Consider the following 18,725-nt stretch of genomic DNA (forward strand, 5'->3'; position numbering starts at 1 on the left):
GCCACCGGCGGCCACCGGCCGGTGCCACGCATCCAGCTCAACTACAACGATGCGATCAAGAGTCTGGTGGCGGCCGGCTATGGCGCCACCTTGCTGCCGCATGAGGATGGCGCTTCGCTGCCCGATGCGCGCATCCAGATGCGGCCTTTGAAGCCGGCGCTATGGCGTCAGTTGGGCATTGCGCATCGCGCTGAGAATATCGAACGGCCGACGCAGCATGTGCTGGATGTGTTGTGGGGATTCAGTCTGGACTAAGGCGGCAGCCGAACGTCAGGCCAGCGCATCGCTAAGCGACGGCTTCTCACCGTCAGGCGCTGACTTCAACTGGTGCAGCGACGCCACCAGGTCGGCAAAACGCTGCCCCTGCACCATCACATGCTGGCGCAGCAATTCCACCGTGCGTTCGCTGTCGCCGGAGATGATGGCCTTGACCACGCCTTCGTGTTCGTCGTAAGACCTTTTCAGGCGATCGCGCACGCGCAGTTGCAGGCGACGGTAGGGGCGCAGGCGGCGCTGCAGGACGCGCGCCTGTTCTTCCAGGAAAGCGTTGTGGCTGCCGGCGTAGATCTGGCCGTGGAAGTCTTCGTTCTTGTAGAAATAGGTATCCGGATCGGCGGCGTCGCGTGCATCCTTGCAGGCCTGATGCGCCGCCATCAGCGCGGCATGCTCTGCCGCCGACATGCGGCGTGCCGCCAGGCGGCCGCACATGGCTTCCAGTTCCGCCATGACTTCAAACATCTCGATCAGTTGCTGCGGGCCGATCTCGGCCACGATGGCGCCGCGCCGCGGCCGCATCACGATGATGCCCATCGACGCCAACTGGATCAGCGCTTCGCGGATCGGCGTACGGGAGACGCCGAACTGTTCGGCCAGCACGGTTTCGTCCAGATGCTGGCCGGGCGTCAGCTTGCCGACGGCGATCAGCTCTTCAATCGATTCGCGCAATGTCTCGGAACGCTTCTTGGGGATGTCCATGATGATATCAAGTATGCAATGAATCAATTCTAAATCATCTCTGATGCTTGACAATGTATTTGTTTTGTAAGAACGTGTATACAAGAAAGATACATAAAAAAGCAAAGACAGCAAAGCAAGTGCAGAGACGACGTCGCAAGGCAGCTACAAAAACACCGCGATGCAAGGCAAGAACAGGCAAGAACAGGCCGGGACCACCTCAGCAATATCCCGGCAAGCATTCGCAACAAGCCGGCACCGAATAATTAAAAAGCAGTATTTCTTTCACCCTAAGGAGGAGCAGCAATGACTTCGCAAACCCGTAGAAGCATCATCGGCGCGCTGGCGACGGCGCCGTTGTGGACGGCCGGCACGTCGGCCTGGGCACAGGCCACCACCTCGCTGAAGATTTCCCATCAGTTTCCCGGCGGCACCATCAACGAAGGCGACTTCCGCGATCGCCTGACGCGCATGTTTGCCGAAGAGGTGACCAAGCGCACCAAGGGCAGCCTCAAGTTCGAAATCTATCCCGGCTCTTCGCTGATGAAGGTCAATGCGCAGTTCTCGGCCATGCGCAAAGGCGCGCTCGACCTGTCGCTGGTGCCGCTCAACTACGCCGGCGGCGAAGTGCCGGAAACCAACATCGGCCTGATGCCCGGCCTGGTAACCTCGTACGCGCAAGGCTCGGCCTGGAAGAACGCCGAAGTCGGCAAGGAACTGGCCCGCATCCTGGCGGAGAAGGGCATCCTCATCGTCAGCTGGATCTGGCAGGCGGGCGGCGTGGCCTCGCGCGGCAAGCCCATCGTCGATCCGGCCGACGCCAAGGGCATGAAAGTGCGCGGCGGTTCGCGCGAGATGGACCTGATCCTGAAAGAAGCGGGCGCCGCCGTGGTGACGCTGCCGTCCAATGAAATCTACGCCGCCATGCAGACCGGTGCGATGGATGCGGCGATGACCTCGTCGACGTCCTTCATGTCCTTCCGCTTGGAAGAAGTCGCCAAGGCCTTGACCACCGGCCGCGACAAGGCGTACTGGTACATGTTCGAGCCGCTGATGATTTCCAAGTCCGTGTTCGAAAAACTGAGCAAGGACCAGCAAGCAGCGATCATGGCCGTCGGCGCCGAGATGGAGCAGTTCGCGCTGAAGGCCGCGCAGACCGACGACGTCGCCGTCGCCGCCGTGTACCAGAAGGCCGGCGCCAAGGTGGTCGACCTCAACGCCGCCAACGTCAAGAAGTGGCAGGATATCGCCCGCGCCACCGCCTGGAAAGACTTTGCCGCACGCAACGCCAACTGCGCCAACCTGATGAAACTGGCGGAGAAACTCCTATGAGCCACGGCTTCGAGATGCAGCCGCCGGCCAAACCTGCGGTGCCGGCCAACGCCGCGCTGGCCGGGTTGCACCATGCGCTGGAGAAGTACAACAAGCTCGCGGTGTTCCTGGCGATGATCGCGCTGATGGTGACGTCAATGATCCTGACGTACTCGGTGGTGGTGCGTTATTTCTTCCATCAGCCGACCGACTGGCAGGACGAAGCATCGGTGTTCATGCTGGTCGGCGTGATCTTCCTGTGTTCGGCCTACGTGCAATCGCTGCGCGGCCACATCGGCATCGAAGCGCTGGCCGGCTTCCTGTCGCCGAACGCAAACAAGGTCCGCATGTTCATCGTCGACTTGATCTCGTTCGTGTTTTGCGCCTTCTTCGCGTGGAAGTCGTGGACGCTGTTTCATGAAGCCTGGGTCGATGGGCAAACCACCTCGTCGACCTTTGCGCCGCCGCTGTGGATTCCCTACGCGATGATGGCGCTGGGCATGAGCATGCTGACGTTGCAATTGCTGGTGCAGGTGCTGACCCGCATCACCGGAACGAAGGAGGCCGCATGACGCCTTTAGTCCTCGGTTCCCTGTACGGGATCGTTACCATCCTCGTGATGTGTTCCGGCATGCCGATCGCGTTTGCGCTCGGCGTGGTGGCGACATCGTTCATGTATTTCTTCATGCCGGCGTCGTCGCTGGACACCGTCACGCAAAACGTCTATGAAGAAATCGCTTCCATCACCTTGTTGTCGATTCCGCTGTTCATCCTGAAAGGTGCTGCGATCGGCAAATCCCCGGCCGGCAAGGATTTGTACTCGGCCATCCACGCCTGGTTGAATCGCGTGCCCGGCGGCCTCGGCATCGCCAACGTGTTTGCCTGCGCCTTGTTCGCCGCGATGGCGGGTTCGTCGCCGGCGACTTGCTCGGCGATCGGCTCGGCCGGCATTCCGGAAATGCGCCGTCGCGGTTATTCGCCCGGGTTTGCGGCAGGCATCATCGCCGCGGGCGGCACGCTCGGCATCCTGCTGCCGCCGTCGATCACCATGATCCTGTACGCGGTGGCGGCGGAGCAATCGCTGGGACGCCTGTTCCTCGCGGGCATCGGGCCGGGCGTGTTGCTGGTGATCCTGTTCGCGGGCTATGCCGTGTTCCGCGCGCGCAAGGAGTACAAGATGGCGCACGCCATCTACACCGGCGGCGGCGCCAAGTCGGCTTACCTCGACGACGAGCATTTCACGCTGGCGCAAAAGGTGGAAATGCTGCCGCGCGTGCTGCCTTTCCTGATCCTGCTGATCGGCGTGATGGTGGCGCTGTACGGCGGCTTTGCCACGCCGTCGGAAACCGCGGGTCTGGGCGCCTTGCTGGCCATCGTGCTGATCGCCGTCGTCTACCGCATCTACAAGCCGCGCGAGCTGGTGCCCTTCCTCAACTCGACCATCAAGGAATCGGGCATGCTGCTGCTGATCATCGGCATGTCGCTGCTGTATTCCTATGTGATGAGTTACCTGCACATCAGCCAGTCGGCGGCGCAGTGGGTGGTCGACATGCATCTGTCGAAATGGCTGCTGCTGGCGGTGATCCTGCTGATGGTGATCGTGCTTGGTTTCTTCCTGCCGCCGGTATCGATCATCCTGATGACGGCGCCGATCATTTTGCCGCCTTTGCGCGAAGCCGGGTTCGACCTGATCTGGTTCGGCATCGTCATGACCGTGGTGATGGAAATGGGCCTGATCCATCCGCCGGTAGGATTGAACTTGTTCGTGATCAAGAACATCGCACCCGACATCCCGCTGTCGGAAGTCATCAAGGGCACGATTCCTTTCCTGGCGCTGATGTTCCTTGCGGTGATTCTGTTGTGTTTCTTTCCGGGCATCGCCACCGGCTTGCCCAATATCCTCATGGGAGTGAAGTAGATGCCTGTAGCCACCCCGACCGACCACGTCTGGAATCGTCGGCAAACCAATCGCAATGAACGCCTGGCGCGCGCAGGCAGCGTGCTCGGCAATGCGCTCGAAGGCAAGCTCTTGCCGTCGGCGCGCATTGCCGATTTGTTGTACGCCGTCATCGAATCGGGCGATCGCGTCTGCCTTGAAGGCAACAACCAGAAGCAGGCCGATTTCCTCTCGAAGGCGCTGGCCGGGCTCGATCCGGCGCGCGTGCATGACCTGCACATGCTGTTTTCGGTGCTGGCCTTGCCGGAGCATCTGGACGTCTTCGAAAAAGGCATTGCCTCGAAACTGGATTTTTCCTTCTCCGGTCCGCAGGCCGGTCGGCTGGCCAAGCTGGCGTCGGCCGGCAAGCTCAATATCGGCGCGATCCATACCTATCTGGAATTGTTCGGCCGCTATTTCGTCGACCTGACGCCGCGCGTCGCCCTGGTGGCGGCGCAGGCGGCGGATCGCCACGGCAATCTCTATACCGGACCCAATACCGAGGACACGCCGGCGATTGTCGAAGCCACCGCGTTCAGCAGCGGCATTGTGATCGCACAGGTCAACGAAATCGTCGACGTGCTGCCGCGCATCGACATCCCGGCCGACTGGGTCAGCTTCGTGACCAAGGCGCCGACGCCGCATTACATCGAACCGTTGTTCACGCGCGACCCGGCGCAGATTTCCGAAATCCAGGTGCTCATGGCGATGATGGCCATCAAGGGCATCTACGCCGAATACGGCGTCCAGCGTCTCAACCACGGCATCGGCTTCGACACTGCCGCGATCGAATTGATCCTGCCGACTTACGCCGAATCGCTCGGCCTGCGCGGCAAGATCTGCAAGCACTGGGCGCTGAATCCGCATCCGGCATTGATCCCGGCCATCGAAGCGGGTTTCGTCGAGTCGGTGCATTCCTTCGGCTCCGAACTGGGCATGGAAGACTACATCCGCGCGCGTCCCGACGTCTTCTTCGTCGGTCCGGACGGCTCCATGCGCAGCAACCGCGCGTTTTCGCAAACAGCGGGCCATTACGCCTGCGACATGTTCATCGGCTCGACCTTGCAGATCGACTTGCAGGGCAACTCATCGACCGCGACATTGGGACGCATTGCCGGTTTCGGCGGCGCGCCCAACATGGGCGCCGACGCGCGCGGCCGCCGTCACGCCAGCCCGGCCTGGCTCAAGGCCGGCCAGCAGGCGAGGGCCGGCAAGAACGCCATCCCGCGCGGGCAGAAGCTGGTGGTGCAGACCGTGGAAACCTTCCGCGAACACATGCAACCGGCCTTCGTCGACAAGCTCGATGCCTGGCAACTGGCCGAACAGGCCAACATGCCGATTCCGCCGGTGATGATTTACGGCGACGACGTCACGCACATCCTGACCGAAGAAGGCATCGCCAACCTGCTGCTGTGCCGCACCGAGGAAGAGCGCGAGCAAGCCATTCGCGGCGTAGCCGGTTATACGCCGGTCGGCCTGGCGCGCGACAAGCGCATGGTCGAGAACCTGCGTGATCGGGGCATCATTCGCCGCGCCGAGGACATGGGCATCGACAAGCGCCTCGCCACGCGCGACCTGCTGGCGGCCAAGAACATGAAGGATCTGGTGCGCGCCTCCGGCGGCCTGTACAACCCGCCCAAACGTTTCAGGAACTGGTGATATGGAAACCTTGAACTATCGTTTTGAAAACGGCACCCGCAAGCTGTCCGCCAAGGCCGAACTGGTCGGCGTGGTCAGCTCGGGCAATCTCGAAGTGCTGATCGAACCGGCCGACCTGCAGGGCGGCTGCGCCGTCGAAATCAAGACCGCCGCGCGCGGCTTCGGTGCGATCTGGGAAGCCGTCATCGGCGACTTCAACAAGCGCTGGCAACTGGCCGACACGCGCATCTCGATCAACGACATGGGCGCGACGCCGGCCGTGGTCAGCCTGCGCCTGGATCAGGCGGTGGAAGCCATGGTGGAGGAAAAATGATGGCGGTGAAAATGTCCAGTTATCTGGAAGCCAACGCCCGCGAACGCATCGCACAGGTGCTCGACGCCGGCAGTTTTGAAGAATTTTTGCCACCGTCCAAACGCATCGTCAGTCCGCATCTGGGGCAGCTCGATGCACCGGTGTCGTTCGACGACGGCGTCGTGGTCGGACGCGGCAGTCTCAACGGCGCGAAGGTATTTGCGGCAGCGCAGGAGGGCGGTTTCATGGGCGGCGCGGTCGGCGAAGTCCACGGCGCCAAACTGGTTGGCTTGCTCAAACGCGCCGTGCAGGAACAAGCCGAAGGCGTCATCCTGCTGCTGGAAACCGGCGGCGTGCGCCTGCATGAAGCCAACGCCGGCCTGATCGCCGTGTCCGAAGTGATGCGCGCCGTGCTCGACACGCGTGCGGCAGGCATTCCCGTCATCGTGCTGGTGGGCGGCTCCAACGGCTGCTTCGGCGGCATGGGCATCGTCGCGCGCTGCGCCAACGCCATCATCATGTCGGAAGAAGGCCGTCTGGCCATGTCGGGACCGGAAGTGATCGAGACCGCCAACGGCGTCGAAGAATTCGACTCGCGCGACCGCGCGCTGGTGTGGCGCACCACCGGCGGCAAGCATCGCTATTTGCTGGGCGATTGCCAGGGCATCGTTGCGGATGACACGGAAGCGTTTCGTGCAGCGGCATCGCGGACCTTGCAAGCATTCAAGGGCAATCCGACTGCGCTGACGCTGCAAGCGCTGGAAGCGGAGCAAGCCATGCTCGAACAACGCATCGCCCGCTTCGGCGACGCCGCCGATCCGCAGGAAATCTGGGAGCGCCTGGGGGTGGCGCAGGCACAGCAGGTTCCGTTGCTGGAAGCCGGACCGTTCGTCGCCCTGGCCGAAGCGCATCGCGTGAAAGGAACACCATGAGCTGGCAAACATTGGCGGACGATTTGTTTCCGCAAGGCCACAGCATTACCGAGAAAGCCGAATTTTTGTCCGGCACGGCGCAGGTCGACGGCGAGGTCGTCACCGTCGTCGGCACCACCGGTCATACGCCGATCGGCATCGAGATCGCCTTGTCGCAGGCGCAGGCCATCCTGCAAACCGTGCGCGCGCATCCGGGGCGTTCCATCGTCATCCTGGTCGACACGCAAGGCCAGCGCCTGCGTCATCGCGACGAGATGCTCGGCATCAACAGCTACATGGCGCATCTGGGCAAGTGCATCGACCTGGCGCGACGCGAGGGACACAAGATCATCGGCCTGGTGTACGACCAGGCGCTGTCGGGCGGCTTCATCACCAGCGGTCTGATGGCCGACGCCTGCTACGCCTTGCCGGATGCGACCATCCGCGTGATGGGCTTGCCCGCCATGGCGCGCATCACCAAGGTACCGGAAGAACGGCTGGTCGAGCTGGCCAAAAGCAATCCGGTGTTTGCGCCCGGGCCGGAAAACTATCGCCGCATGGGTGGCGTCGCCGACATCTGGAGCAAGGATCTGGCCGCGCAACTGGTGCAGGCGCTCGCCGATGCCGACAACCGGGACGGACGCGCCGCGCTCGGTCAGCAACGCGGCGGCCGCAACTGGTCGCAGCGCGTCGTCAACGCCATCGTCAGCGGCAGCGATGTCCAGCCCCTATAAGCGACACAGCCTGGTCTGGCTGAGCGAACGCGGCTGGCAGGATGCCGCCGCGACGCTGCCGGACGAACATCGCCATCACGTCCGGCGCTGGCGGATGCACGACTGGCCGGCGGTAGTGCGTCGGCAGGATGCGGATTGCCCGGAGGATGCGATTTGCCTGGGCGTGGCCTTGCCTCCCGATACCGAGGGTAATAAGCTGCGTCTGCCTTTGCGCGTAGCAAAGACGCAGGTGCGCATGGTGCGGGCGCCGCTGGAAATTGCGGATGTCATTCCGCACGCGCCGTTGTCTTGGCATGCTGCGTTACAGCAATTGCATGGCGACATTGCCGCGCAAGGACTGTCAGTCGGCGTCTATGGTTCGTTGGCCTTGCAGGCGCTGACAGGTCAGCGGTATCTGCGCGATTCTTCCGATATCGATCTGTTGTTCCGCCCATCGGGCGAGCAGCAATTGACGGAGGGTATCCGTCTGTTTGAACGGCATGCACAAGTCTTGCCGCTGGATGGCGAAGTCGCCTTTCCCGATGACGCCGCCGTGTCGTGGAAAGAATGGGCGCAAGCCGGCAGGCGCCCGGATAACCGCGTACTGCTCAAACGCAGTCGCGACGTCTCCCTCGTGCGTGTCGGCGACCTTCTGACCATGCTGAACAATAGAGAAACACATGAGAGGCCGACATGTCCGGCCTGAATCATCTTGATCATCCGCCGGCCATGCCAGCGATGCGTCTGGCAAGCGTGCCGCACTATACCGAGCGCCGCCGCCGGCGACGCAGCTTGCGTGCCTTTTGCGGCATGCTGGCGCGCGCAGCGGTGCGCAGCCTGCATCAGGAGCTGACGCTTTATCCCAAACCGGGATTGGTCTCGCTGGTGGACAACGGCAGCCACGACGACATGGATGCGTCGACGTTCATGCGCAGCCTGTTCTCCTTGCGGCACTACTTCTTCGAGATTGCCGAGGCGGGGGCGAGCGGCGCGCCGTTCAGCGTACTCAAACAACTCGGCATCAAGGCCGAGCAGCGCATGCTGCAGGCGACTGGTGGCATCAATACTCATCGCGGCGCGATCTTTTGCCTGGGCATGCTGTGCGCCGCAGTGGCGTCGTGCCGCGCGCAGGACATGACGCTTTCTCCGCAGGCGGTGCGCGCGACATTGCTGATTCAGTGGGGCGATGCCTTGGCAGCGCACACAAGAGCCGCAGAAAACGACAGCAACGGTCTGCGCGTGGCCGCACACCATGCCGTCGGAGGCGCGCGCGAAGAAGGTGCGCTGGGATTCCCATCCGTCTTTGATGTCGCCTTGCCGCAATTGCAGGCGACGCTCGATGCCGGGCGCGACTGGCAATGCGCCAAGGTTGACGCCTTGTTCGCGTTGATGGCGCACGTCAGCGACACCAACGTCTATCATCGCGGCGGCAGTGCCGGAGCGGCAAGGGTGCAGCAACGCAGCCGTGCTTTCATGAACGACGGCGGCACCGGCAATATCGCCTGGCAAGCACGGGCGCAAGCATGCCATCATGAATTCGTGCAACATCGCCTGTCGCCGGGCGGCGCCGCGGATCTGCTGGCGGCGGCTTGCCTGTTGCATGCCGTGTGCGGCGGCGAAGGGCAGGGCAAATACAACGCCGGCCTGAAAGCATGACGGAGCGGTTTGCCATTCTCTGTCCCGGACAAGGCGGCCAGCATGCCGCCATGTTCGATCTGCTGCGCAACGACGCGCGTGGCGCCGGGGTCTTGCAGGAATACGCACTGGATCAACGCCTGGCGCATCCGCTCGACGCGATACTGCAGGACGACAGCCTGCTGTTCGCCAATCGCCATGCGCAGCCACTGGTGGTCGCCGCCGGGCTGGCGGCGTGGCAGGTGTTGCGCGATGCGCTTCCGACGCCGGACCTGGTTGCCGGCTACAGCATCGGCGAGTTGACGGCATATGGCGTTGCAGCTTCCTTGCGGGCAGCGGTCGCGATCGACCTGGCAATTGCACGCGCCGGATATATGGATGCATGCCTGCGCGATGAACCGCAGCAGGGATTGATGTCGGTGAGCGGTTTGCCGGTTGAAGAGGCTGCGGCCGTATTGCAGCAGCATCATGCCCATGTGGCGATACGGACAGGTTTCGATACGCTCATTGCAGGCGGTCGCAGCGCGGACCTGCTGACGGCGAGGCGGCAATGCGAATCGCTGGGTGCGAGAACCAGCGTGTTGCCGGTCGGCATCGCGTCGCATACGCCGCTGATGGCGTCGGCGCTGGCGCCGTTTTCATTGGCGTTGAATGCCGTCGAGTTCAACGATCCCGTCACTCCCGTCCTGGCCGGTATTTCGGCGCAAGAGATCCGCGACAAAGATGCGGCGAAGCACAGTCTCGCAGAGCAACTGACTGACACCATCCAGTGGTCGGCGTGCATGGACGCCTGCGCGGAACGAGGTATTGCCGTCGCGCTGGAACTCGGCCCGGGTTCGGCGTTGTCGCGCATGCTGCGCGAGCGCCAGCCGCATATCGAATGCCGTTCCCTTTCCGATTTCCGCAGCCTTGCGGGTGCCTCGACATGGTTGCAAAGCCGCCTCGGTTGATGGCATTTTTCAACCTACCGGGAAGATGTTGATTGGCAAAAAATCAAGTTTTGCACACGCCTCTTCAAAACCCGTTACGTACGCTTGAAATGTAACTATCAATTAGGTACATTGGACTCGTCACCCGGGTTTTACAAAAATATAAACAATCAGCCTTGTTCCACTGACCGAGTTTTGCGCACTTTCGAAGCGCTTCATGACCAACAAGAACCAAGCAAGAAATTAAGAAAATCAAGAAAATTAAGTCTGCCCTGACATGACAATGTGCGGGGTGCGAAGCATGCGGCTTGGTACTCGACGTGCTACTCGAGATCCTTGCGGCTCTTTCAAGATACGGACATAAGCGATGACATTACAGGTCTGCGCAAAGGGGATTGCAGATTTTCGATTGCTGTTCGAATCGGTGCCGGGACTGTTTCTGGTCCTGCTGCCCGACTTCACTATTACCGCCGTCAGCGATGCCTATCTGCAGGCGACCCTGACGCGACGCGAACACATTATCGGACGTCATCTGTTCGATGTTTTTCCTGACAATCCGGACGACCCCAATGCCGACGGCGTCGCCAACCTGCGTCGCTCCCTGGACCTGGTGCTGGCGACCAAAATGCCGGACGCCATGGCAATGCAGAAGTACGATGTGCCGCGGCCCGACGGCAGCGGCTTTGAGGAGCGTTATTGGAGTCCGTCGAACTTCCCCGTGATGGATGAGGCGCGCAACATTCTCTACATCATGCATCGCGTGGAAGACATCACGTCCTATGTGTTGCTCAAGAAAAATCGCGATGAGCTGGGTCGCTTGCATGAGGAACTGCAAAAAAGTATCGGCGCGGATGAACTGGAACTTTCGGAGTCGACTGAGGATGTTGCTGCCGGCAATCAACACCTGCATGCGCTCAATCGCGCCCTCAAGCTTGAAATCCTTGCGCGCGGCAAGCTGGAGGAGACCAACCGCGAACTGACGCGGCAGCTCAAGAACAACATCGAAAAACTGGAGGCCAGCAACAAGGAACTGGAGAGCTTCAGCTATTCGGTTTCGCATGATTTGCGCGCGCCGCTGCGCGCCATCGACGGTTTTGCGCGCATGCTGGAAGAAGACATCGCCGAACAACTGGACGAGGAAGGACGGCGCAAGCTGGAAATCATCCGCAACAACACCCGCAACATGGGGCGGCTGATTGATGAACTGCTGGAGTTTTCTCGCCTGGGACGCAAGGAGCTCAACTACGGCCATCTCGACATGGCGGCGCTGGCGCAGGCTGCGTTCAACGATGCCACGAGCGCGGCAACCAACACCACCACGCTGTCGATGGACGAGTTGCCCGTGGCGCGAGGCGACCTTACCTTGATCAGGCAGGTCTGGTTCAACCTGCTGTCCAATGCTTGCAAGTTCAGCGCCAAGCGCGAACAGGCGCATATCACGATCAAGGGAGCAGTGGATGGCGGCATGCTGACGTACACGGTCAGCGACAACGGCGCCGGTTTTGACATGCGCTATTACAACAAGCTGTTCGGCGTGTTCCAGCGCCTGCATCGCGTCAGCGAGTTCGAGGGGACCGGCGTCGGCCTGGCGATCGTGCATCGCATCGTGACGCGCCACGGTGGACGCGTCTGGGCTGAAGGCGCCGTCGGCGAAGGAGCAGCGTTTCATTTCACGCTGCCTGTGGTGTTGCGAAAGGATGGCGGAGAGGGTGGCAATGAGCAACTTTGAAAAGATCGACATTTTGCTGGTGGAAGACAATCCCTACGATGCCGAGTTGTCGCTGCGCGCGCTGCAAAGGAAGAAGCTCGCCAACAAGGTGGAGTGGGTGCAGGACGGCGCGGATGCGCTGGATTTCATTTTCTCCAAGGGCAGCTATGCACATCGCGCGCAGGACGAGCCGCTCAAGCTGATCTTGCTGGACATCAAGCTGCCCAAGGTCAGCGGCATCGACGTACTGCGCAAGATCAAGGAAGATCCCGTCACGCGAGCGATCCCGGTCGTCATGCTGACCTCGTCCGCCGAAGAGCAGGATCTGAGCGAGTGCTACCAGCTTGGCGTCAACAGTTACATCGTCAAGCCGGTGGATTTCGAAAGTTTCCAGGAAGAGGTGGAAAAGGCCGGTTTCTACTGGATGCTCGTCAATCGGGTGCCGGTATCCTGAACATAGGACATGGGGATGAGAAGAGGCACACTCAAGATTCTGATGGTCGAGGACGATCCCGACGATGTTGAATTGTCGCGTTATGAGCTGGTGCGTGCCGGGATTGCCTGCGATGTTCGCCAGGTGGACACCGAGGATGCGTTCGTCGACGCCTTGAGCAATTATCAGCCGGATATCGTTCTGGGCGATTTTTCCCTGCCCACCTTCGACGGCATGTCGGCGCTGCAAATCGTGCAGGAAACGACGCCGAGTACGCCGTTCCTGTTCGTGTCCGGCACCATGGGCGAGGAGCGCGCCATCAAGGCGTTGAAACACGGTGCTTACGACTATGTGCTCAAGTCCAATCTTGCGCGCCTGCCGTCCGCCGTGGAGCGCGCCCTGCAGGAAGCGCACCAGAACAAGATCCGCCGCAAGATGGAACAGGCGTTGCAGACTGAACGCAATCTGCTGTCCGCCATCTTCGACACCACCGGCGCGCTGGGCATGATGCTGGACAAGGACGGTCGCATCATGCGCTTCAATCAGGCCGCCGAGCGTACCACCGGTTACACGCTGTCGCAGGTGCAGGACAAGCAGTTCTGGGATGTTTTCTTTCCGACGGAAGAGATCGAACCGGTGCGCAATCACTTCTTGCACTGGCATCTGCAGACACAGCCGCTGCAATATCAAAGCCGCTGGATGACGGCCGGCGGCGAGCGGCGCGAGATCCTGTGGTTGACCACCTTCCTGCAGGACGACAGCGGACTGGCGTTCAATTTCATTTGCAGCGGCATCGACATCACGCAATGGCGCCAGGCGGAAGATCGCGTGCATCGCCTGAGCAACTACGACGTCCTGACCGGCCTGCCCAATCGCAGCCTGTTGCGCGACCGGCTGGAGCAAGGCATCACGCGGGTGGAGCGCGAACAACGGCCCGGCCTGATCGCCGTCATCCTCATCGGCGTGCGCGGCGCCATCGCCGTGCGTGAAAGCCTGGGGTTGAAACTGAGCGAAGAGGCGCTGGTGGAAGCCGGTCGCCGCCTGGCGGAATTGATGCAGCATGACGCGACGCTGGCGCGCTTCGGCGACACCAGCTTTGCGATGGTGTTGCATGTACCTGCGCAAGACCAGATCGCCATGGCGGTGCAAGAGATCATCGACGTGCTCGATCTGCCGTATCACGTCGACGACAGCGAGGGCGTCTATCTGGAATCGAACATCGGCGTGACCGTCTATCCCAATGACGGCGACAACGGCGACGCCCTGCTGCAAGCGGCCGAGGTCGCCATGCATCGCGCCATGGACAACGTGCTGGAGCGTTTCCAGTTCTATACGCCGAGCCTGAACAGCCAGGTCAGCTACCGGTTGCAAATGGCCTCGCAGCTGCGTCAGGCGGTGCAGAAGAACGAGCTGATCCTGCACTATCAGCCGCAGATATCGCTGGAAAGCGGCAAGGTCGTCGGCATCGAAGCCCTGCTGCGCTGGCAACATCCTGAAAAGGGCATGGTTTCGCCGCTGCAGTTCATCCCGCTGGCGGAAGAAACCGGATTGATCGTGCCGATCGGAGAATGGGTTTTGCGCACGGCTTGCGAACAGGGCAAGCGCTGGCACGACATGGGGATGCACGGGCTGACGATGGCGGTCAATTTGTCGGCAAAGCAGTTCGCCCTGAAGAATCTGGCCAGCGTGGTGCGCAAGGCGCTGGACGACAGCGGGCTCGATTCGCGTTGCCTGGAGCTGGAACTGACCGAAAGCGCCTCGATGGAAACGCCGGAGAAAAGCATCGAGGTCATGCAATCGCTCAAAGCCATGGGCATACGTCTGTCAATCGATGACTTCGGCACCGGCTATTCCAACCTCAACTATCTCAAGCGCTTTCCGGTGGATCAGTTAAAAATCGATCAATCCTTCGTACGCGATGTCACCACGGACGCCGACGATCTGGCCATCTCCAAGGCCGTCATTGCCCTGGCGCGCAGTCTGCATCTGGAAGTGCTGGCCGAAGGCGTGGAAGAGCAGGGGCAGCACGATGTCATGAAGCAGAGCGGCTGCGACAAGGTGCAGGGCTATTACTTCAGCAGGCCGCTGGCCGTGGACGATTGCACCCGTTTCCTGCTGCGGTACGGGAAAGCCGACTGACGATGCCGTGTCGAAGTTGCACGGACGTTGTTTTGATGGATAATTGGCGTCCATGATCTCCGCCACTTCTACTCTTTTCCCTTCCTCTTCTTCCTTTCGCGGCCTCTTGCTGGCTGCCGGAAAAGGCTCGCGCTTCGATGCCGGTGGCGCCGACAACAAATTGCTGGCGCGTTTGCCGGATACGGACGACTGCGTCGTTGAAGCCGCGGCGCGCAGGCTCCTGAGTGTGCTGCCGGTCGTCGCCGTGGTCAACGATCTGCCGGGAGAGGTTGGCCGGCGTCTTGCGGCAATCGGTTGCGAGGTGGTGGAATGCGCCGATGCAGCCGAGGGCATGAGCGCCTCGCTGATGTGCGGCGTGCGGCATGCGCGGGATGTCGCAGGATGGATCATCGCGCTGGGCGACATGCCGCATGTGCTGGCGTCGACGCATGGCGGCTTGCTGGCGGCGCTCAAGGACGGCGTCGACATCGCCGTGCCGGCTTATCTGGGACAACGCGGCAACCCGGTTGCCTTCAGCCGCCGCCATCTGGACGCATTGCTGCAACTGAGCGGCGATCGCGGTGCGCGGGAATTGCTGAAGAGGTTCCCGGTCAATGACATCCCCGTCAACGACCCCGGCATTCACCGCGACATCGACACAAGAGACGATCTTGCCGCTGCCTTCTCCTCGCCCTGAGGGAACGCGGCAACCCTTTTGCGGCAACCCTTTTATTTCGTGAATTCGCCGACCATGCAACTGCCGCCGCCTTCGGCGCCGGGAAGGGGATCGGTGCGTGCGGCATGGGTCTGCGAGATGGAGACGCCGTTGCGGATGGCGGTCATTTCGGCCAGGATGGCGACGGCGATTTCGGGCGGCGTGCGCGCGCCGAGGAACAGGCCGACGGGGCCGTGCAGCTTGTCGATCTCGGCGCTGCTGATGTCGAACAATGCCAGCCGCTCGCGGCGCTTGATGTTGTTGGTGCGCGAGCCGATGGCGCCGATATAGAAGGCCGGCGACTTGAGCGCTTCGATCAGCGCCATGTCGTCCAGTTTGGGGTCGTGGGTGAGCGTCACGACGGCGCTGTTGGCGTCCAGTTGCAGGCGCAGCAGCAGATCATCGGGCATCTCGTCGGACAGCTCGACGCCGGCGATATCCCATTCCTTCAGATATTCTTCGCGCGGATCGCAGACGATCACCTGATAGTCCAGCGCCAGCGCAAACTGCGCGACATAGCGCGACATCTGTGCGGCGCCGATGATGATCAGGCGGTAACGCGGGCCGAAGGGCGCAATGAGTTGGCGATCCTGCACCAGCGTCTGGCGTGCGTTGCTGTCGGTGGAAAGCGTTGCCGCGCCGGTGTCGAGATCCAGCGTGCGCGTGACGCGCAGGCCCTGGCGCACGGCTGCCAGCAATTCCGCGATGCGCGACATGGCCGAGACCGGCTCCATCATGATTTCCAGGGTGCCGCCGCAAGGCAGGCCGAAACGATGCGCCTCGTCGGCGGTGAGTCCGTATTTCAACTCGAACGGCAAGGCATCCTGCAATTCGCCGGCTTGGATGCGACGGATCAGATCGTCCTCCACGCAGCCGCCGGAAACGGAACCACGGACATGGCCATCGCCGCGAATCGCCATCATCGAGCCGACCGGGCGCGGCGCCGATCCCCAGGTATGGATGACGGTGCCGAGCAGGACGCGGTGCCCCTGCTCGTGCCAGGCGAGGGCGGTATTGAGAACGTCGAAGTCGATGGATTCCATGGGTGCTCCGTGTTGACTAAAACTGACGGTTTGTCTTGCAGGTTTCCGTCGTCATGCTTTTTTCAGCTGCTCGCGTATCGGCAACTGGCGGATGCGCTTGCCGGTTGCCGCAAAGATTGCATTGCACAGCGCCGGCGCAATGGTCGGCGTGGCCGGTTCGCCGACGCCGCCCAGCGGCACGTCCAGCGCATGCGGCACGATGTGCACCTGGATTTGTCCCGGTGCGGCGAAGGCGCGCAAGACTTCGTAGTCGTGGAAGTTGCTTTGTTCCACGGCGCCGTTCTTGAACGAGATCTCACCCGTCATCGCCAGGCTGATGCCCATGATGCAGGCGCCTTCGACTTGCGAGCGGATGCGGTCCGGGTTGATCGACGGGCCGCAATCGACGGCGATGTCGACGCGCGGGATCGATACTTCGCCTTCGTCGTTGACGACCACTTCGACCACCGCCGCGATATACGTGACGAAGCTGTAGCATACCGCCAATCCGAGTCCGCGGCCCTTGGGCAGCTTGCGTCCCCAGCCGGCCTTTGCCGTTGCCAGTTCGATCACGCCGCGCATGCGGCCGGTATCGAGCGGATAACGTTCAGGCGATTCGCCGTAGTTCCAGCCGTCGGACATCTCCGACGGACTGATCTTGCGTGCCGGGCCGATGAGTTCAAGCAGGTAGTCGCGATGATCGCGCTTGGCCGCCGCTGCCAGTTCGGCGCTGAAAGATTGGACCGCGAAAGCATGCGGAATGTTCGATACCGAACGGAACCAGCCGATGCGCGCGTGCGCCTCGACTTCCGGCGCTTCCACGCGGAAATTCGGAATCGCGTAAGGAATGTTGATCGCCGACATGCCCAGTTCGAACGGCGCTTCGCCCTTGGCGCCGGCGACGAAGATCGAAGCGATGGTCGGCGCGACCGTGCGGTGCAGCCAGGCGTTGACCTTGCCGTTGGCGTCGAGCGCAGCTTCCAGGTGTTCGACGGAAACGGTGTGCAGATAGTCGTGGTGGATGTCGTCTTCACGCGTCCAGGTGACCTTGACCGGCGCGCCGTTCATGGCCTTGGACAGCAGGGCCGCTTCGGCGGCGAAGTCGGGCTTGGACTTGCGGCCGAAACCGCCGCCCAGCAAGGTGACGTTGACGGTGACTTGCTCCGGCTTCAGGCCCAGATGGCCGGCCACGGTTTCGCGCGTGGCTTGCGGCGCCTGCACGCAGGCCCAGACTTCGCACTTGCCGTCGACGATGCGGGCGACGGCCGCAGGCGGCTCCATGGTCGCGTGGGCGATGTGCGGCAGATAATATTCGGCCTCGATGCGACGTGTTGCCGTTGACAGCGCGGCCATCGCGTCGCCGTTGTTGCGCACGGCCTTGGCCGGTTTGCGCGCAGCGGCTTCCATGGTCTTGCGGTATTCGGCCGAATCGTAAGACGCGTTGGGACCGTTGTCCCAGGTCAGCTTGAGCGCTTCGCGGCCCTTGATGGCGGCCCAGGTGTTGCGCGCGATCACGGCGACGCCGCCGAGCGGATTGAACAATGCCGGCGGCGGGCTGCCCTTGAGTTCGACGACGCGGATCACGCCGGGGATTTTCAGTGCTTCGCTGCTGTCGACGCCGGCCAGCTTGCCGCCATATACCGGAGGGCGGGCGATCACGGCGTAGACCATGCCTTCGAGGCGGGTGTCGATGCCGTATTGCGTGTTGCCGGTGACGATGTCATGCAGGTCGATGCCGCGCGTGCTGTCCTTGCCGATGTAGCGGAACTGTTGCGGCGTCTTGAGATGGACGGCGTCGCGTGCCGGCAGCGGCAATTTGGCGGCTTCTGCGGCGACGTCGCCGAAGCCGAGCTTGCGGCCGCTGGGCTTGTGGATGAGTTCGTGGTTCCTGGTTTCGACTTCGGCGACCGGGACTTTCCAGCGCGCCGCGGCGGCGGTTTCCAGCATCAGGCGGGCGGTGGCGCCGACCTGGCGCATGGGGCCGAAAGAATGGCGCATGCTGCGCGAGCCGTCGGTGTTCTGGTTGCCGTATTTTTCCTGGTCGCCTTGCGCCTGCAGCACGCGCACGCGACTCCAGTCGGCTTCCAGTTCATCGGCCACCACCATCGGCAGGCTGGTGCGCACGCCCTGGCCCATTTCGGAGCGGTGGGCGACGATGGTGACGATGCCGTCGGCGCCGATCGAGACGAACAGCAGCGCGCTGTCCTTGAGTCCGCCCGGCATGCCGTCGCCGCCGTATTTGGGCGCGTCGGCGGCCGTGGCGATGCCGACAATGCCATTGCTGCCGACCGTCAGCGCCAGGCCGGTGAAGGAGACCATGCCTTTGAGCAGGCTGCGGCGGCTCAGTTGTACTTTGCCGAGTTCATCGACGCGTGTACTCATTCCTGCG

At 62.2% G+C, this 18,725-nt stretch carries 18 protein-coding genes; 15 read left to right on the top strand and 3 right to left on the bottom strand.

What is annotated here, in order from left to right; all coding sequences use genetic code 11:
• Positions 1–255: LysR family transcriptional regulator substrate-binding protein (locus PMI16_RS24615; protein WP_007884658.1), on the top strand; the 255-nt coding region annotated here is incomplete at its 5' end.
• 15 nt (positions 256–270) lie between these two features.
• Here PMI16_RS24615 and PMI16_RS24620 read toward each other — a convergent pair.
• Positions 271–975, bottom strand: coding sequence for a GntR family transcriptional regulator (locus PMI16_RS24620; RefSeq protein ID WP_007884659.1), 705 nt, complete (start codon positions 973–975; stop codon positions 271–273).
• Positions 976–1,260: 285 nt separating this feature from the next.
• Here PMI16_RS24620 and dctP point away from each other — a divergent pair, with 285 nt between their 5' ends.
• The 14 genes from dctP to PMI16_RS24690 all read left to right on the top strand — a co-directional run bounded on the left by dctP (position 1,261) and on the right by PMI16_RS24690 (position 15,296).
• Positions 1,261–2,286 (top strand): TRAP transporter substrate-binding protein DctP, encoded by a 1,026-nt coding sequence (dctP, locus tag PMI16_RS24625; protein WP_007884660.1) that lies wholly within the window; start codon positions 1,261–1,263, stop codon positions 2,284–2,286.
• Positions 2,283–2,837 carry a TRAP transporter small permease gene (locus tag PMI16_RS24630; RefSeq protein ID WP_007884663.1) on the top strand — a complete coding sequence of 185 codons (555 nt, stop codon included), beginning with the start codon at positions 2,283–2,285 and terminating at the stop codon, positions 2,835–2,837. The genes dctP and PMI16_RS24630 overlap by 4 nt, the downstream gene beginning before the upstream one ends.
• Positions 2,834–4,183: a TRAP transporter large permease gene (locus tag PMI16_RS24635; protein WP_007884665.1), complete on the top strand. Its 1,350-nt coding sequence runs from the start codon at positions 2,834–2,836 to the stop codon at positions 4,181–4,183. Before PMI16_RS24630 ends, PMI16_RS24635 begins: the two co-directional genes overlap by 4 nt.
• Complete coding sequence (mdcA, locus tag PMI16_RS24640; RefSeq protein ID WP_007884668.1) at positions 4,184–5,860, top strand: malonate decarboxylase subunit alpha; 1,677 nt, start codon at positions 4,184–4,186, stop codon at positions 5,858–5,860.
• A 1-nt stretch (position 5,861) separates the two neighbouring features.
• The gene (gene mdcC, locus PMI16_RS24645; protein WP_007884670.1) at positions 5,862–6,173 is read left to right on the top strand and encodes a malonate decarboxylase acyl carrier protein; all 312 of its coding nucleotides are present in this window, start codon (positions 5,862–5,864) and stop codon (positions 6,171–6,173) included.
• 11 nt (positions 6,174–6,184) lie between these two features.
• A complete protein-coding gene (locus PMI16_RS24650) occupies positions 6,185–7,084 on the top strand; it encodes a biotin-independent malonate decarboxylase subunit beta (protein WP_034382248.1) in 900 nt (299 codons plus the stop codon).
• Positions 7,081–7,797 (top strand): biotin-independent malonate decarboxylase subunit gamma, encoded by a 717-nt coding sequence (mdcE, locus tag PMI16_RS24655; protein ID WP_007884674.1) that lies wholly within the window; start codon positions 7,081–7,083, stop codon positions 7,795–7,797. The genes PMI16_RS24650 and mdcE overlap by 4 nt, the downstream gene beginning before the upstream one ends.
• Positions 7,781–8,482 carry a malonate decarboxylase holo-[acyl-carrier-protein] synthase gene (gene mdcG / locus PMI16_RS24660; RefSeq protein ID WP_007884675.1) on the top strand — a complete coding sequence of 234 codons (702 nt, stop codon included), beginning with the start codon at positions 7,781–7,783 and terminating at the stop codon, positions 8,480–8,482. The genes mdcE and mdcG overlap by 17 nt, the downstream gene beginning before the upstream one ends.
• Complete coding sequence (mdcB, locus tag PMI16_RS24665) at positions 8,470–9,432, top strand: triphosphoribosyl-dephospho-CoA synthase MdcB (RefSeq protein WP_007884678.1); 963 nt, start codon at positions 8,470–8,472, stop codon at positions 9,430–9,432. The genes mdcG and mdcB overlap by 13 nt, the downstream gene beginning before the upstream one ends.
• Complete coding sequence (locus PMI16_RS24670) at positions 9,429–10,361, top strand: ACP S-malonyltransferase (protein WP_007884680.1); 933 nt, start codon at positions 9,429–9,431, stop codon at positions 10,359–10,361. The genes mdcB and PMI16_RS24670 overlap by 4 nt, the downstream gene beginning before the upstream one ends.
• A gap of 346 nt (positions 10,362–10,707) precedes the next feature.
• Positions 10,708–12,069, top strand: coding sequence for a sensor histidine kinase (locus tag PMI16_RS24675; RefSeq protein ID WP_007884682.1), 1,362 nt, complete (start codon positions 10,708–10,710; stop codon positions 12,067–12,069).
• Positions 12,056–12,502 (top strand): response regulator, encoded by a 447-nt coding sequence (locus tag PMI16_RS24680; RefSeq protein WP_007884683.1) that lies wholly within the window; start codon positions 12,056–12,058, stop codon positions 12,500–12,502. Before PMI16_RS24675 ends, PMI16_RS24680 begins: the two co-directional genes overlap by 14 nt.
• Before the next feature lie 15 nt (positions 12,503–12,517).
• Positions 12,518–14,620 (top strand): EAL domain-containing protein, encoded by a 2,103-nt coding sequence (locus PMI16_RS24685; RefSeq protein WP_007884684.1) that lies wholly within the window; start codon positions 12,518–12,520, stop codon positions 14,618–14,620.
• A gap of 52 nt (positions 14,621–14,672) precedes the next feature.
• Entirely contained in the window at positions 14,673–15,296 is a 624-nt protein-coding gene (locus tag PMI16_RS24690) for a nucleotidyltransferase family protein (RefSeq protein WP_007884685.1), read from the top strand.
• Positions 15,297–15,328: 32 nt separating this feature from the next.
• Here PMI16_RS24690 and PMI16_RS24695 read toward each other — a convergent pair whose 3' ends face one another.
• Both PMI16_RS24695 and PMI16_RS24700 read right to left on the bottom strand, forming a co-directional pair.
• The gene (locus PMI16_RS24695) at positions 15,329–16,357 is read right to left on the bottom strand and encodes an XdhC family protein (RefSeq protein WP_007884686.1); all 1,029 of its coding nucleotides are present in this window, start codon (positions 16,355–16,357) and stop codon (positions 15,329–15,331) included.
• Between the two features lie 51 nt (positions 16,358–16,408).
• Complete coding sequence (locus tag PMI16_RS24700) at positions 16,409–18,718, bottom strand: xanthine dehydrogenase family protein molybdopterin-binding subunit (RefSeq protein WP_034382242.1); 2,310 nt, start codon at positions 18,716–18,718, stop codon at positions 16,409–16,411.
• Between the last annotated feature and the right edge of the window lie 7 nt (positions 18,719–18,725).

This window comes from Herbaspirillum sp. CF444, assembly GCF_000282135.1.
Classification (GTDB): Bacteria; Pseudomonadota; Gammaproteobacteria; order Burkholderiales; family Burkholderiaceae_D; genus Herbaspirillum.

Bases quoted from the DNA above. Each gene is read 5' to 3' on its own strand.
- mdcA (WP_007884668.1), top strand. From the start codon at position 4,184: ATGCCTGTAGCCACCCCGACCGACCACGTCTGGAATCGTCGGCAAACC.
- PMI16_RS24695 (WP_007884686.1), bottom strand. From the start codon at position 16,357: ATGGAATCCATCGACTTCGACGTTCTCAATACCGCCCTCGCCTGGCAC.
- mdcE (WP_007884674.1), top strand. From the start codon at position 7,081: ATGAGCTGGCAAACATTGGCGGACGATTTGTTTCCGCAAGGCCACAGC.
- dctP (WP_007884660.1), top strand. From the start codon at position 1,261: ATGACTTCGCAAACCCGTAGAAGCATCATCGGCGCGCTGGCGACGGCG.
- mdcC (WP_007884670.1), top strand. From the start codon at position 5,862: ATGGAAACCTTGAACTATCGTTTTGAAAACGGCACCCGCAAGCTGTCC.
- PMI16_RS24690 (WP_007884685.1), top strand. From the start codon at position 14,673: ATGATCTCCGCCACTTCTACTCTTTTCCCTTCCTCTTCTTCCTTTCGC.
- PMI16_RS24620 (WP_007884659.1), bottom strand. From the start codon at position 975: ATGGACATCCCCAAGAAGCGTTCCGAGACATTGCGCGAATCGATTGAA.
- PMI16_RS24685 (WP_007884684.1), top strand. From the start codon at position 12,518: ATGAGAAGAGGCACACTCAAGATTCTGATGGTCGAGGACGATCCCGAC.
- PMI16_RS24670 (WP_007884680.1), top strand. From the start codon at position 9,429: ATGACGGAGCGGTTTGCCATTCTCTGTCCCGGACAAGGCGGCCAGCAT.
- mdcG (WP_007884675.1), top strand. From the start codon at position 7,781: ATGTCCAGCCCCTATAAGCGACACAGCCTGGTCTGGCTGAGCGAACGC.
- PMI16_RS24635 (WP_007884665.1), top strand. From the start codon at position 2,834: ATGACGCCTTTAGTCCTCGGTTCCCTGTACGGGATCGTTACCATCCTC.
- PMI16_RS24650 (WP_034382248.1), top strand. From the start codon at position 6,185: ATGTCCAGTTATCTGGAAGCCAACGCCCGCGAACGCATCGCACAGGTG.
- mdcB (WP_007884678.1), top strand. From the start codon at position 8,470: ATGTCCGGCCTGAATCATCTTGATCATCCGCCGGCCATGCCAGCGATG.
- PMI16_RS24680 (WP_007884683.1), top strand. From the start codon at position 12,056: ATGAGCAACTTTGAAAAGATCGACATTTTGCTGGTGGAAGACAATCCC.
- PMI16_RS24630 (WP_007884663.1), top strand. From the start codon at position 2,283: ATGAGCCACGGCTTCGAGATGCAGCCGCCGGCCAAACCTGCGGTGCCG.
- PMI16_RS24675 (WP_007884682.1), top strand. From the start codon at position 10,708: ATGACATTACAGGTCTGCGCAAAGGGGATTGCAGATTTTCGATTGCTG.
- PMI16_RS24700 (WP_034382242.1), bottom strand. From the start codon at position 18,718: ATGAGTACACGCGTCGATGAACTCGGCAAAGTACAACTGAGCCGCCGC.